Below are 13,070 nucleotides of genomic sequence, written 5' to 3'. Positions count from 1 at the left end.
CTGGTCTTCGGCGCGATCGACTACGCGGCGGCGGTGGCCCGCATCGGGGACTTCCTCGGCTACCGGGTCACCGTCTGCGACGCCCGCCCCGTCTTCGCCACGCCCCGGCGCTTCCCCGAGGGCGTAGAGGTGGTCGCCGAGTGGCCGCACCGCTATCTGCGGGGCACGGACACCGACGAGCGCACGGTCATCTGCGTCCTGACACACGACCCCAAGTTCGACGTGCCGCTGCTGACGGAGGCGCTGCGCCGCCCGGCTGCCTACATCGGGGCGATGGGCAGCCGCCGCACCCACGCCGACCGGGCGGAACGGCTGGCCGAGGCCGGGGTCACGGAACGCGAGCTGTCCCGGCTGCGCTCACCGGTCGGCCTCGACCTCGGGGCCCGTACGCCCGAGGAGGTGGCGGTGTCCGTCGCCGCCGAGATCGTGGCACTGCGGTGGGGAGGCAGCGGCGCGCCGCTGAGCGCGACGGAGGGGGCGGTGCACCCGCACCGGTCCCCCTGAGCACCAGCGCCGCTTCCGTCACGTCGCCATCGATCCGGGTTCGTACGATCGAGTCGCCCACTGGCCTTCAGCACTTCAGCACTTCAGCACTTCAGCACTTCACCGAAGGGAATCGCATGATCTTCATCACCGCGAAGTTCCGAGTCCGCCCCGCGCACGCCGACCGCTGGCCCGAGATCGCCGCTGATTTCACCCGGGCGACGCGCGCCGAGCCCGGCTGCCTGTGGTTCGACTGGTCGCGCAGCGTGGACGAGCCGTCGGAGTACGTCCTCGTCGAGGCCTTCCGTGACGACGAGGCCGGAGCCGCACACGTACAGTCCGCCCACTTCAAGGCCGCGCAGCAGACGCTTCCTCCGCATCTGGCCGAGACACCGCGGATCGTGAACGCGAGCGTCCCGCAGAACGACTGGTCGCTCCTCGGTGAGATGGCGGTACCGGGACAGGAATAGCTCGCTGCCCAGGGCCGGCCGCCCGCATGAGCCGTAAGTCGTGGCGGACCGGCTCTTGCCTCGGACGTCGGGCACCCGTACGCTCACGGCCGTACCGACTGGACGGTATGCAGCAGCAGCCGAGGAGAGTCGCCGCAGATGAGCACGATCAACCGCCAGATACGCCTGGCCGCACGTCCCGTGGGAGAGCCGCGCCCCACCGACTGGGAGCATGTCGAGGAGCCGGCCGGGCAGCCGGGCGACGGGGAGTTCCTGGTACAGGTGCTCTGTCTGTCGATCGACCCGGCAATGCGCGGCTGGATGAACGCGGGCAGGTCCTACATCCGCCCGGTGGAGATCGGCGAGGTGATGCGCGCCGGCGCGGTGGGCAGGGTGGTCGCCTCCCGGCACTGCGGGTTCGCGGTCGGCGACCATGTGTCGGGCACGTTCGGCGTGCAGGAGTACTGCGTGTCGGACGGGCGCGGCGTGACCAAGGCCGACCCCGAGGCCGCTCCCTTGCCTACCTATCTCGGCACGCTCGGCATGTCGGGCCTGACGGCCTACTTCGGCCTCACCGAGGTCGGGCGTCCCGAGCCGGGGCAGACCGTCGTGGTCTCCGGAGCGGCCGGAGCGGTCGGCAGCGTCGCCGGGCAGATCGCCAAGATCCTCGGCTGCCGGGTCATCGGCATCGCCGGCGGCGAGGCCAAGTGCCGCCTGGTGGTGGACGAGTTCGGATTCGACGCCGCGATCGACTACCAGAGCGAGGACGTCCGCAAGGCCCTGCGCGAGCACGCCCCCGACGGCGTCGACGTGTACTTCGACAACGTCGGCGGCGACGTCCTGGATGCCGTGCTGCTGCGGCTGGCGCGCGGCGCCCGCGTCGTGGTCTGCGGCGCGATCTCCCAGTACAACAGCACCAAGCCGCAAGGCCCCGCCAACTACCTGTCGCTGCTGGTGAACCGCGCCTCCATGACGGGCATCGTGGTGTTCGACTACGCCGAACGGTACGCGGAGGGCATCGCGCAGATGGCGACGTGGCGGGCGGAGGGCCGGCTGAAGTCCTTGGAGGACGTGGTGCCCGGCTCGGTCGCGGACTTCCCGGAGACCCTGATGCGCCTGTTCCGTGGTGACAACCACGGCAAGCTGGTGCTGAAGATCGCGGACTGACCGGGCCGGGGGGAGGAAGAGATCCGATGAAGGCACTGACCTACCACGGCCGACACGACATCCGCTACGGGGACGTCCCCGACCCGGCCGTCACCAGTCCCGCCGACGCGGTGGTGCGGGTGACCGCGGCCGGAATCTGCGGCAGCGACCTGCACATCTACGCCGGCAACGCCTTCAGCCCGGAACCGGGCTACACACCGGGACATGAATGCGTCGGCGTGGTCGTCGAGACCGGCGGCCAGGTCACCCGCTTCAAGCCCGGCGACCGGGTCCTGGTGCCCGCCTCTGTCGGCTGTGCGCAGTGCCGGCAGTGTGCGGCCGGGTTCACCGCACGGTGCGAGCGCGCCACGTCGAGCACGGAGCTCTGCTACGGAGTCGGTCCGAAGCTCCCGGGCAGCCAGGCCCAGATCCTGGCGGTGCCCTGCGCCGACGTCAATCTGGTGCACCTGCCCGAGGACATCTCCGACGAGGCCGCCGTCGTCCTGACGGACAACGCCCCCACCGCCTGGTACGGCTGCCGCCGTGCCCGCATCCAGCCCGGTGAGACCGTCCTGGTCGTCGGCCTCGGCCCGGTCGGCCTCATGGCCGCACAGTCCGCCTTCGCGATGGGCGCGGCCCGGGTGCTGGGCGTGGACCTGGTCGCGGAGCGCCGCGCCTTCGCCGCCGGCCTGGGCGTCGAGCCGGTCGAGGGTGACGACGCGCGGGCGGCCATCCGGGACATGACCGCCGGCCGCGGGCCGGACGCCGTGGTGGAAGCGGTGGGTTCCGACGCCACCATCGAGCTCGCCCTCAAGGCCGTGCGGCAGGCCGGCCGGGTCAGTGTGATCGGGGTCAGCCAGAACAAGGCGTTCCCGTTCCACATGTACCTGGCGCAGGTCAAGGAGCTGGAGTTCGCCATCGGGCTGTGCTCGGTGCACTACGAACTCCCTCCCCTGATCGCCCTCACCCGTGCCGGAAGGATCAAGCCCGGGGTCGTGGTCTCGCACCGTTTCGCCCTCTCCGAAGGGCCGGCGGCGTACGAACTGTTCGCAGGCCGTTCCGACGGCGTCCGCAAGATCGTTCTCGACCCGACGGGCTGACTGCTGCGTCCCACTGCCGGGCCTGCCTCCGGTCTCCTAGGGTGAGTCACTCGGAGACTGGAGGCAGCCATGTCACAGCGTCACGAAGCCGCACGACCGACCCGTCCACGGCTGAAGCCGCTCCCCGAAGAACAGTGGGATCCCCGGACCCGGGAACTGCTGGCCGCAGCTCCCCATGACCCCGAGGGCGGGATCCCGAACATCTTCACCACGCTCGCGCGCCATCCGGATCTCTACGAGCAGTTCATGCCGTTCGGCGCCCAGTTGCTCGGCGGGGGCCGACTGCCGGGAGACGTGCGCGAGTTACTGATCCTGCGCACCGCCTGGAACACCGGCTCGCGGTACGAGTGGGGGCGGCACCTCCCGCTGGCCAGGGCCGCGGGCGTCACGGACGCGGACATCGACCGTATCGGCGAAGGGCCGGAGGCACCCGGCTGGGCGGACCTCCAGAGGCACCTGATCCGCGCGGCGGACGAGCTGCACGGCGATGCCACGGTGTCCGACGCGACCTGGGAGGGTCTGGCCGAGCACTTCGACGACGCCGAACTGATCGAGATCGTCATGCTGGTGGGCCAGTACCAGATGGTGGCCTTCTTCCTGAACGCCACCGGTGTGCAACTGGAGCCCGGTTTCGACCACACCGGCTTCATGGGGAGGGGGAAGCACGGGTGAGGGGCGTCCGGGCGCCTCACGGAACCCGGCGGCCGCGGCCCCACGAGCCCCTCGACCTGGGGGCTCGGTACCTGCCGGCCCTTGGCCCGGGGAGCGTATCCGGACCTGATCAAGACACCCTGCGTGACCGGGGAGGGTAGCGCAGGGCCCAGGCGAGCAGCACAGTCAATCGAAAAAGTGTACGTTTCGTGCTTTTCCGGGCTCCGCACGGGCTCTACGCTCGTGTACAGATGGCGGGCGGATGGCCGGCCAGTCGACCACCGCCGCCTGTACGAGCGGAGGCGGAGATGAAAGCGTCGATACGGCGGTCCGCGGTCTTCGCGAGCGCGGCCGCTCTTGTGATAGCCGTCTGCGGTACGACGGGCACTGCCCAGGCCGACCCGGGCGATGGTGAGCTCCAGTTCGGCTACGTCCTGCCCGAGACGGGACAGCTGGCCTACCTCGGCCCGCCCCAGATCGAGTCGCTGAAGTTCGCGATACAGCAGATCAACGCCGCAGGCGGGGTCCTGGGCAAGTCCGTGCCGAAGGTGGTCGCCAGTGACGAGGCGGGCCAGGAGGCCGTTGCCGCGCAGTCGGCGGGCCGGGTCCTCTCGGCAGGCGTGGACGCGGTCATCGGCGCCGCGGCTTCCGGGATGTCGCTGGCGTTCATCGACCGGGTGACCGGAGCGGGCGTCGTGCAGTGTTCGGGGTCGAACACCGCTCCCACCTTCACCAACTACGAGGACGACGGCTACTACTTCCGTACCGTCCCGAGTGACGCCTTGCAGGGGCCCATCCTGGCGGATGTGGTCCGCGACGACGGCCATGACCGGGTGGCCCTGGTCGCACGGGCGGACGACTACGGGCGCGGCCTGATGGAGGCCACCCGGAAGTCGCTGGAGGACGCCGGTGCGACGGTGACGCTCGCCGAGACCTACGACCCGAAGGCGACCAACTTCGACCAGGTCGTCCAGAAGGTGGACAACTCCAGGCCGGACGCCGCCGTGGTGATCGCCTTCGAGGAGGGCACCCAGATCCTCCAGGGCATGATCGAGTCCGGACTCGGCCCCGACCAGATCGGCGTCTACGGCGCCGACGGACTGCGTAGCGAGGAGCTGCCCTCGCTGGTCGCCCCGGGCCAGCCGGAGAGGCTCTCCGGGATGAAGGGCACCGCACCGGCATCGGCGTCGAACGAGCAGTTCGTGAAGGACCTCAAGAAATTCGCGCCGGACCTGAAGGAGCTGCAGTTCGCACCGCAGGTGTACGACTGTGTGACGACGATCGCGCTCGCCGCCGAGAAGGCGAAGTCCGACGATCCCCGCGAGTACGTCAAGGAGATGAACGGGGTCACCAAGGACGGCGAGAAGTGCAAGTCGTTCGCCGCCTGCAAGGAGTTGCTCGCCGACGGCAAGGACATCGACTACGACGGTGTGAGCGGGCCGCTCAACTTCACCGACAAGGGCGAACCCGGCCAGGCGACGATCGAGGTGTACGGCTACAACGACGAAGGAAAGCTGCAGACCCTGCGCATCGAGACCAGCAAAGCCGAGGAGTGACCGGGAGGACCGGGCAGCGGGAGTCAACGAACGCGGGCGAGCGTGCCGAGGTAGAGCTCGATCACCTTCTCGTCATGCAGCAGGGCCGTACCCGTGCCGGTGTACGCGTTGCGGCCCTGGTCGAGGACGTAGCCGCGGTCGCAGAGCTGCAGGCACCTGCGGGCGTTCTGCTCGACCATGAGCACGGCGACGCCCGCCCTGTTGATCATTCTGCACCGGTCGAAGACGTGGTCCTGATGGAGCGGGGACAGGCCGGCCGACGGCTCGTCGAGCAGCAGCAGCTGCGGCTCCATCATCAGGGCGCGGGCCATCGCGAGCATCTGGCGTTCGCCGCCGGACATCGCGCCGGCCTTCTGCCTGCGGCGGTCGGCCAGGACGGGGAAGAGCTCCTCGACCGCCGCGACGCGCCGCGCCTGCTCCTTTGGCCGCAGATAGACCCCCATCCGCAGGTTCTCCTCGACGGTCAGGGTGGAAAACACGTTCTGCAGTTGCGGTACGTAGCCCACGCCCCGCCGGACCAGCTCGTGCGCGGGTCGGCCGGTCACGTCCTCGCCGCGCAGGCGCACGGTCCCGCCGCGCGCCCGCAGCAGCCCGAAGACTGTCTTGATCAGGGTCGACTTGCCGGCGCCGTTGGGGCCGATCACACCGACCACCTCGCCCGGCCGCACCTCGACGCTGCATCCGCGCAGCACGTCGACACCAGGGACGTAACCGGCGACGATGTCGTCGGCCGCCAGTACCGGTGCCTGTTCCTCGACGGACATCGCTACTCCTCCTCACCCTTCTCCTCGGTCGCCCCCGGCTCGTTGTGCCGCTTGCCCAGGTAGGCGTCCACGACGGCGGCGTTCCGGCCGATCGTGTGCGGTGGGCCCTCAGCCACGAGGCGGCCGTCGGCCATGACGGCCACCCAGTCGCTGATGCCCATCACCACGTCCATGTCGTGCTCGACGAAGCACACCGTCAGCCCCTCGTCCCGCAACTGGGTGATGTGCCCGAGCAAAGACTGGGTCAGCGCGGGGTTGACCCCGGCCATCGGCTCGTCGAGCAGGAGCATGACCGGCCGGGTCATCAGTGCGCGGGCCAGCTCCAGCAGTTTGCGCTGACCGCCGGAGAGCGTGCCGGCGTGGTGGTCGCGCAGGGATGCGAGCCGGAACCGGTCCAGCAGTTCGTCGGCCCGGCGCTCGAGTTCCCGCTCCTGCCCGCGCCACAGTGGTCGCAGCAGCGCGGGCAGCGCCCGCTCGCCGCGTTGCCCGGGTGCGGCGAGGAGCAGGTTCTCCAACACCGTGAGCCGGGCGAGCGCTCTGGAGAGCTGTAACGTACGGACCATTCCGCGCCGTGCCACCCGGTGCGCCGGGGCGCCGGTGAGCGGCTGTCCCTCGAACGACCACCGGCCGCCATCGGCCCGGTCGAACCCGCTCACCACGTTGAACAACGTGGTCTTGCCGGCGCCGTTGGGCCCGATGAGCGCCGTGATGACCCCGCGTTGCACTTCCAGATGCTCGACCCGCACGGCGACGAGGCCGCCGAAAGTGCGGGTCACCTGGTCCAGGACCAGCAGGGGGTCGGGCTTGCGCACCCCCGGCTCGGGATCGATCGCGGAGAGCCGGCCCGGGTGGGACACGGCAGGGTCAGCGGCCACTGAGCAGCATCTCCTTCCGGCTGCCGAGAATGCCCTGCGGCCGGAACGCGACCAGCAGGATGAGGGCGACCCCGACCAGGGCGAAGCGCACCGCGCCGACCTCCGAGGTACTGATGAGGTCCGGCGAGATGTACTCGGCGTTGATGGCCTGGCGGAGCACGCTGTCGAGGAAGCTGAGGACGAACCAGAACAGGATCGCGCCGACGACCGGCCCGAGGATCCGCCCGGCGCCTCCGAGGACGAGCAGCGTGTACAGGAAGAACGTGACGCCCGGGTCGTAGTTGTCCGGGTTCACGGACTGCACCTGGATCGCCTGCATCATGCCCGCGACCGCGCCGATGACGCCGCCGAGCATGAGGCTCTGCATCTTGTACGCGTAGACGTTCTTGCCGAGGCTGCGTGCGGCGACCTCGTCCTCACGGATCGACCGGATCACCCGGCCCCACGGGCTGTGGATCAGCAGGGCGAGCAGGATTCCGACCACGAGCACCAGCGCCCATCCGACGGTCATCACCCAGAGGTCGCGGGAGCCGAACCGCACGAGCCACACGCCGTAGGTGCCGGGCTCGAAGGGGTTGAGCGCGTAGAAGTCGTTCGCGAACCTCTGCAGACCGAACACCCCGCCGGTGACCGGCTCGGCCCAGCTGGAACGGTAGAACAGCCGTAGCGTCTCCCCCGCCGCGATCGTGGTGATGGCGAGGTAGTCGGCGCGCAGCCGCAGGGTGGGCAGGCCGAGGAGCAGGGCCAGCACGATCGCGCAGGCGATCCCGGCCAGGACGCCGAGCCACATCGGGCCGTCGTACGTCGACACCGTGACGGCGAGCCCGTAACCGCCGACCAGCATGAATCCGACCTGGCCGAAGTTCAGCAGCCCCGTGTAGCCGAAGTGCAGGTTCAGTCCCATCGCGGCGAGCGCGTAGACGGCGGCGATGGGGCCGATCCCTGAACGCAGGGCGTTGGAGACGATGTCCGAGAAGTCCATGGCACCCTCACCCGACGCGTTCGGCCCGGCCGAGGATGCCCTGCGGCCGGACGAGGAGGACGACGATGAGGACGAGCAGCGCCCAGGCGTACTGCAGGTCGACCGGGAACCACAGGGTGGACATCTGGGCGACGATGCCGATGACGAGGCTGCCGACCATCGCGCCGTAGGCGGAACCGAGTCCTCCCAGGATGACCCCGGCGAACATGAGCAGCAGGAGCTTGAAACCCATGTCCCAGGTGACGATCTCGACCAGGCCGAAGAAGACCCCACCGAGCGCGGCCAGCCCGCCGCCGAGCATCCACACGAACATCACCACCCGCTGCACGTCGATGCCCGACGCCTCTGCGAGGTCGCGGTTGGCGGAGACGGCTCGCACGGCCGTGCCGATCCGCGTCTTCTGCAGGAGTGCGGCGACGCCGAGCAGCACCAGCACGGCGAGCAGGGTGACGGTGAGGTCCCGTGGCGTGATGCCTGCCGGCCCCAGGTCGATCGTGCTCTGGATGTCGTACTGCGCGTAGGAGGCGGGACGGGTTCCGTACAGCACGAGTACGACGTGGCGCAGCAGCAGCGAGAGCCCGATGGTGACGATGAACATGTTGATCAGCCCGGTGCCCCGAGCCCGCAGCGGGCGCCAGACGCCGCGATCGACCGCCGCGCCCAGCAGGGCGCCGAAGACCACCGCGGCGAGGGCGGCGGGAATCAGGTGCCAGCGCGGACCGGCCGCTGACACGTTGAGGAAAAACGCGACGGTGGCTCCGATCGTGACGAACTCACCGTGCGCGAAGTTGATCAGATGGATGGTTCCGAAGATCAATGAGAGCCCGACCGAGGTGATCGCGATGATCACCCCGAACTGGATACCGTCGATCAGCGCCTGCAGAGCGCGCGCGGAGAACGTGGGGCCGCGGGGGACTTCCTCGCCCTGCGCCCGTGCGGAGACCGCGGGCAGCATGACAAAGGCCAGGGCGAGGGCCGGTACGAGCATCCGCTGATGGCGCATGATGGTTCCGGTATGCCACGAACATCCTTTATGGGCTCAGTGTAGGCGCGGCTCGGGGCGGTGACACGGGGGGCGTGCCACAGATGGACCCCACAAGCGGAGGTTGCGCGATGAGTGACGTCGGAAACCTGGCGAGTGCCTACAGCGACGACAACGTGCTCTTCCGGGTGCTCCGGCACCTCGGCTGGAACAGTCTGGCCAACATCGGGTACTTCACGCTGCCCACCTTGCCGGTCGTGGCCCTGACAGGGCCTGTGCCCTGGCAGCGCCGTCTGGCTCGCAGGTCGCTGGCGTTGCTGGACGCCCGGCCCGGACAACGTCCTCGACCAGCAGCACCCCGCCGGGCCGCAGCGCCTGGACCATGGCGCGCAGCGCGGCGTCGCGCTCGGTGACGTGGACCAGGACGAGACGGGCGTGCACCAGGTCGAAGGGGCCGGGCGGAGGGTCGTCGCGGCCGACGTCGTGCCGGAGCACCTCGACTCCTTCGGTGGCGGCCGTCCCGGTCCAGGAGATGTCGATGTCGGTGGCGAGCACGCGCCCGGTGGGCCCGACCCGCTCGCGCAGCCACGCCGCCACGCTCGGGCCGCCGGCCCCGACCTCCAGCACCGCCACCCCTCGGCGATCTTGGCCGCTTCGAAGTGCCGGAACGTCGAGGCGTCGAAGAGGGCCGCCAGTGCGTCGAAGCGCGTCCCGGCCTCGGTCTGCCGGTTGTCCAGGAGGTATCCCTCGTCCTGACCCATGGGGCGATCATGTCACGACGCGGCCGGGGCGGTTCGGCCCGGTGGGCGGGGCGGCAGCCGGTGCAGTTGCACGTCCGTGAGCTGCCCCTCGGCGATCGTGGCGGTCATATACGTGCAGTGGGGCTGGCGCCGCCGGTCCGTCGGGGAGCCCGGGTTCAACAGGCGCAGGCCGGAGGGGGCCGTGGTGTCCCAGGGGATGTGGCTGTGGCCGAAGACCAGCACGTCCAGGTCGGGGAAGCGGGCGGCGCACCGCTGCTGCCGGCCCTGCTTGGCCCCCGTCTCGTGGATCACGCCGAACCGCACCCCGCCCAGTTCCGCGTACGCCACCTCGGGCAGCCGGGCGCGCAGCTGCGGCCCGTCGTTGTTGCCGTACACCCCGACGAGCCTGCGGCAGCGGGCCTCCAGCAGATCGAGGGTGGCCGCGTCGACCCAGTCCCCGGCATGGAACACGACGTCGGCGTACGGGAGTTCGGCGAGCAGGGGGGCGGGCAGCTCCCCGGCCCGCTTGGGCAGGTGGGTGTCCGACATCAAGAGCAGGCGCACATCCTCAGCCTAGGGGCTGCGGGCCGCTCCCGCCCGGAACGTACTTGACCGCGAACAGACAGACGGCGCAGCTCAGTTGCCCTGCCGGTGGAGATGATCACGGCGAGATCCCGAAAGGTGAGGCGACCTCGCCGAGCGGGTTAGCATCGGGCAACACGCAGTACAACAGGACGTCTACGGCAAGCGACCCGAAGGGGCCCGGAAACCCGATGCCGGTCAAGGTCAGCGTCATCGTCCCCGTGTACAACCCGGGGATCTACATCGAGGACTGCATCTCCTCGCTGCAGCGCCAGTCGCTGCCTCCCGACGAGTTCGAGGTGATCTTCGTCGACGACGGCTCGACCGACGAGACCCCGGCCCGGCTCGACGCGCTCGCCGCCGAGGACCCCCGGATGAAGGTCATCCACCAGGAAAACTCCGGCTGGTCGGGCAAGCCCCGCAACGTGGGCATCGAGGCCTCCCGGGGCGAGTTCGTGATGTTCGTCGACAACGACGACTACCTGGGCGACGAGGCCCTGGAGCGGATGTACGACTACGGCGTGGCCAACGGCGCCGACGTCGTCGTGGGCAAGATGGCCGGCAAGAACCGCGGGGTGCCGGTGGAACTGTTCCGCCGCAACCACCCGCGCGCCACGGTCGAGAACGCCCCGCTCATCGACAGCCTCACCCCGCACAAGATGGTCCGCCGGGCCTTCCTGGACCGCATCGGCCTGCGCTTTCCCGAGGGCAGACGGCGCCTGGAGGACCACGTCTTCATCGCGGAGGCGTATCTGCGCGCGGAGAACGTCTCGGTGCTCGGCGACTACGTCTGCTACTACCACATCCGGCGCGACGACGGCTCCAACGCCGGCTTCGAACGCTTCGATCCCGTCGGCTACTTCAAGAACCTGCGCGAGGCCCTCGACGTCGTCGAGCAGTACACGGAGCCCGGTCCGGTGCGCGACCGGCTGTTCCGGCGCTGGCTGCGCGTGGAGATGGTGGAGCGGCTGCGGGCCCGGCGCCTGCTGAACCTGCCGGACGACTACCGCCGCGAGCTGTTCGGGGAGATCCACGAGGTCGTCGTCGAGCGCTTCGGGCCCGGTGTCGCGGCCGGGCTGCAACCGACGCAGCAGGTCATCGCCGCGCTGACGGCGGCCGACCGCTATGACGACGTGGTGGCCTTCGCGGAGTGGGAGGCGGGTGTCGCCCCCGCGGCAGCCCCCGGGGACATCGAGTGGCGTGACGGATCGCTCCGTATCGGCTTCACGGCCGAGTACCTGTCGGGCGGCGAGTCCATGCTGTTCCCCGCCGACGCAGAGGCCGCGCCGCTGACCGACGTACCGAAGGACGTGCCCGAGGCGGTGCGCTGGGTGGCCTCGGAGACCGCCGCACGGTTCGGGCAGGCCACGGCCGATCTGCTGCTGCGGGAGCGCACCAGCGCCGCGCAGTACTTCCAGCCGGTGGAGTTCACCCGCGAGACCGTGCCGGTCGGGGACGGCGAGGAGGTCCGGCTGGTGCTGCGGGGGGCGGCCACGGTCGACCCGTCCGTCCTGCCGCGTGACGGCGCCTGGGACGCACTCGTCCGGGTGAAGTCGGGCGGCTGGACCAAGGAGTGCCGGCTGGGGCCTGCGCCGCGCGAGGACCGGCCCACGCCCCATGCGGGGGTCGTCGGCGACCGCCCGGTCCTGCCGTACTGGACCGCACCGCACGGCAACTTCTCCCTGGAGCTCGGCGCGCGCGGCAAGCGGCTCGGGCTGGGCCGCGTGCAACTGGGGGACGTCTCCGTCTCCGACGAGCGGTTCCGGGTCCTGCTCCCGGTGCACGTCCCGGGCGGCTCGCAGGCGCGGCTGAGGTTCGTCTCCTCCCGCCGGATCCTGGAGGTCCCGGGCACACTCTCCCCCGGCGCGGACCGGCCGGGCTCGGTGCTGGAGGCGGTCCTGCCCGAGGATCTCTCGGACGACGTCTGGCGGGTGGCCGTGTGTCTGAACCCGGGCGCCGACCAGGCCCGTTTCGCCGGTCTGCCGTTCGCGCTGCGGGCCGGGGGCGGGAGCGTGCTGGTGACGCCGGCGCCGGGAACCGGTGTCGCGCTGCGGCTGGCCCGGCGCGCCCGACGCGTGCTCGGTGCCACGCGCCGGAAGGTGAATTCCCGTATCAGGACCGGAGGGCGGTGACGGCATGCGACCCCTGGGGATAGAGGGCGCCTGGGTACTGGAGCCCAAGATCTTCCCGGACGACCGGGGCAGCTTCCACGAGTGGTACCGCGGTGCGGAGTTCCGCGAGACGACGGGGCACGACCTGCCCCTGGCCCAGGCCAACTGCTCGGTCTCGCGGCGGGGCGTGCTGCGGGGCGTGCACTTCGCCGATGTGCCGCCCAGCCAGGCCAAGTACGTCACGTGTGTCCGCGGTGCCGTCCTGGACGTGGTGATCGACATTCGCGTCGGCTCCCCCACCTACGGGACGTGGGAGGCCGTACGGCTCGACGACGACACGCGGCACGCGGTGTTCCTCGCGGAGGGCCTCGGTCACGCCTTCATGGCCCTCACGGACGACGCGACCGTGGTCTACCTGTGTTCGGAGGGCTACGCCCCCGGCCGCGAACACGGCATCCACCCGCTCGACCCGGCCCTGGGCATCGAGTGGCCCGAGGGCATCACCCCGCTCCTGTCCCCCAAGGACGAGCAGGCCCCGACCCTGGCCGAGGCGGAACGCCAGGGGCTCCTGCCCTCGTACGAGGTCTGTCTGGCGTACTACGAGCAACTGCGGAGCGGGCAGGGGGGGTAGCCCTCAGCTCCGAGGAAC

Annotated in this window: 13 protein-coding genes and 1 pseudogene; 8 read left to right on the top strand and 6 right to left on the bottom strand. The window is 70.4% G+C overall.

The window, feature by feature from the left end:
* From ABZ281_RS15815 to ABZ281_RS15790, 6 genes are all read left to right on the top strand, one after another.
* A partial coding sequence (locus ABZ281_RS15815) for an XdhC family protein (protein WP_356655855.1) occupies positions 1–504 on the top strand: 504 nt, incomplete at its 5' end.
* A gap of 116 nt (positions 505–620) precedes the next feature.
* Positions 621–953: a putative quinol monooxygenase gene (locus ABZ281_RS15810; RefSeq protein ID WP_356655853.1), complete on the top strand. Its 333-nt coding sequence runs from the start codon at positions 621–623 to the stop codon at positions 951–953.
* Between the two features lie 138 nt (positions 954–1,091).
* The gene (locus ABZ281_RS15805) at positions 1,092–2,099 is read left to right on the top strand and encodes an NADP-dependent oxidoreductase (protein ID WP_356655851.1); all 1,008 of its coding nucleotides are present in this window, start codon (positions 1,092–1,094) and stop codon (positions 2,097–2,099) included.
* Between the two features lie 26 nt (positions 2,100–2,125).
* Positions 2,126–3,178, top strand: a complete 1,053-nt coding sequence (locus ABZ281_RS15800) for an alcohol dehydrogenase catalytic domain-containing protein (protein ID WP_356655849.1) — start codon at positions 2,126–2,128, stop codon at positions 3,176–3,178.
* A gap of 69 nt (positions 3,179–3,247) precedes the next feature.
* Positions 3,248–3,850: a carboxymuconolactone decarboxylase family protein gene (locus ABZ281_RS15795; RefSeq protein ID WP_356655847.1), complete on the top strand. Its 603-nt coding sequence runs from the start codon at positions 3,248–3,250 to the stop codon at positions 3,848–3,850.
* 287 nt (positions 3,851–4,137) lie between these two features.
* A complete protein-coding gene (locus tag ABZ281_RS15790; RefSeq protein ID WP_356655845.1) occupies positions 4,138–5,385 on the top strand; it encodes an ABC transporter substrate-binding protein in 1,248 nt (415 codons plus the stop codon).
* A 23-nt stretch (positions 5,386–5,408) separates the two neighbouring features.
* Here ABZ281_RS15790 and ABZ281_RS15785 read toward each other — a convergent pair whose 3' ends face one another.
* The 6 genes and pseudogenes from ABZ281_RS15785 to ABZ281_RS15760 all read right to left on the bottom strand — a co-directional run bounded on the left by ABZ281_RS15785 (position 5,409) and on the right by ABZ281_RS15760 (position 10,292).
* Positions 5,409–6,149 carry an ABC transporter ATP-binding protein gene (locus ABZ281_RS15785; protein WP_356655843.1) on the bottom strand — a complete coding sequence of 247 codons (741 nt, stop codon included), beginning with the start codon at positions 6,147–6,149 and terminating at the stop codon, positions 5,409–5,411.
* A gap of 2 nt (positions 6,150–6,151) precedes the next feature.
* Positions 6,152–7,024, bottom strand: coding sequence for an ABC transporter ATP-binding protein (locus tag ABZ281_RS15780; protein ID WP_356655841.1), 873 nt, complete (start codon positions 7,022–7,024; stop codon positions 6,152–6,154).
* Positions 7,014–8,006, bottom strand: coding sequence for a branched-chain amino acid ABC transporter permease (locus ABZ281_RS15775; protein WP_356655839.1), 993 nt, complete (start codon positions 8,004–8,006; stop codon positions 7,014–7,016). The genes ABZ281_RS15780 and ABZ281_RS15775 overlap by 11 nt, the downstream gene beginning before the upstream one ends.
* A 7-nt stretch (positions 8,007–8,013) precedes the next feature.
* Positions 8,014–9,009 (bottom strand): branched-chain amino acid ABC transporter permease, encoded by a 996-nt coding sequence (locus tag ABZ281_RS15770; RefSeq protein ID WP_356655837.1) that lies wholly within the window; start codon positions 9,007–9,009, stop codon positions 8,014–8,016.
* A 318-nt stretch (positions 9,010–9,327) separates the two neighbouring features.
* A pseudogene (locus ABZ281_RS15765) lies at positions 9,328–9,749 on the bottom strand (class I SAM-dependent methyltransferase); the annotation flags it as partial.
* Between the two features lie 12 nt (positions 9,750–9,761).
* Positions 9,762–10,292, bottom strand: a complete 531-nt coding sequence (locus ABZ281_RS15760) for a metallophosphoesterase (protein WP_356655835.1) — start codon at positions 10,290–10,292, stop codon at positions 9,762–9,764.
* Between the two features lie 209 nt (positions 10,293–10,501).
* Between ABZ281_RS15760 and ABZ281_RS15755 the strand changes: the two genes are divergently transcribed.
* On the top strand, positions 10,502–12,442 hold the full coding sequence (locus tag ABZ281_RS15755; protein WP_356655833.1) for a glycosyltransferase family A protein: 1,941 nt from the start codon (positions 10,502–10,504) through the stop codon (positions 12,440–12,442).
* 4 nt (positions 12,443–12,446) lie between these two features.
* A complete protein-coding gene (gene rfbC, locus ABZ281_RS15750) occupies positions 12,447–13,052 on the top strand; it encodes a dTDP-4-dehydrorhamnose 3,5-epimerase (RefSeq protein WP_356655831.1) in 606 nt (201 codons plus the stop codon).
* Positions 13,053–13,070: the final 18 nt, after the last annotated feature.

The sequence above is a fragment of the Streptomyces sp. NPDC006265 genome (assembly GCF_040613555.1).
GTDB lineage: Bacteria > Actinomycetota > Actinomycetes > Streptomycetales > Streptomycetaceae > Streptomyces.
The sequence above is the reverse complement of the archived record's forward strand: the minus strand, read 5'-3'. Positions and strand labels throughout refer to the sequence as shown.

Bases quoted from the DNA above. Each gene is read 5' to 3' on its own strand.
- rfbC (WP_356655831.1), top strand. From the start codon at position 12,447: ATGCGACCCCTGGGGATAGAGGGCGCCTGGGTACTGGAGCCCAAGATC.
- ABZ281_RS15785 (WP_356655843.1), bottom strand. From the start codon at position 6,149: ATGTCCGTCGAGGAACAGGCACCGGTACTGGCGGCCGACGACATCGTC.
- ABZ281_RS15770 (WP_356655837.1), bottom strand. From the start codon at position 9,009: ATGCGCCATCAGCGGATGCTCGTACCGGCCCTCGCCCTGGCCTTTGTC.
- ABZ281_RS15810 (WP_356655853.1), top strand. From the start codon at position 621: ATGATCTTCATCACCGCGAAGTTCCGAGTCCGCCCCGCGCACGCCGAC.
- ABZ281_RS15775 (WP_356655839.1), bottom strand. From the start codon at position 8,006: ATGGACTTCTCGGACATCGTCTCCAACGCCCTGCGTTCAGGGATCGGC.
- ABZ281_RS15800 (WP_356655849.1), top strand. From the start codon at position 2,126: ATGAAGGCACTGACCTACCACGGCCGACACGACATCCGCTACGGGGAC.
- ABZ281_RS15790 (WP_356655845.1), top strand. From the start codon at position 4,138: ATGAAAGCGTCGATACGGCGGTCCGCGGTCTTCGCGAGCGCGGCCGCT.
- ABZ281_RS15795 (WP_356655847.1), top strand. From the start codon at position 3,248: ATGTCACAGCGTCACGAAGCCGCACGACCGACCCGTCCACGGCTGAAG.
- ABZ281_RS15755 (WP_356655833.1), top strand. From the start codon at position 10,502: ATGCCGGTCAAGGTCAGCGTCATCGTCCCCGTGTACAACCCGGGGATC.
- ABZ281_RS15805 (WP_356655851.1), top strand. From the start codon at position 1,092: ATGAGCACGATCAACCGCCAGATACGCCTGGCCGCACGTCCCGTGGGA.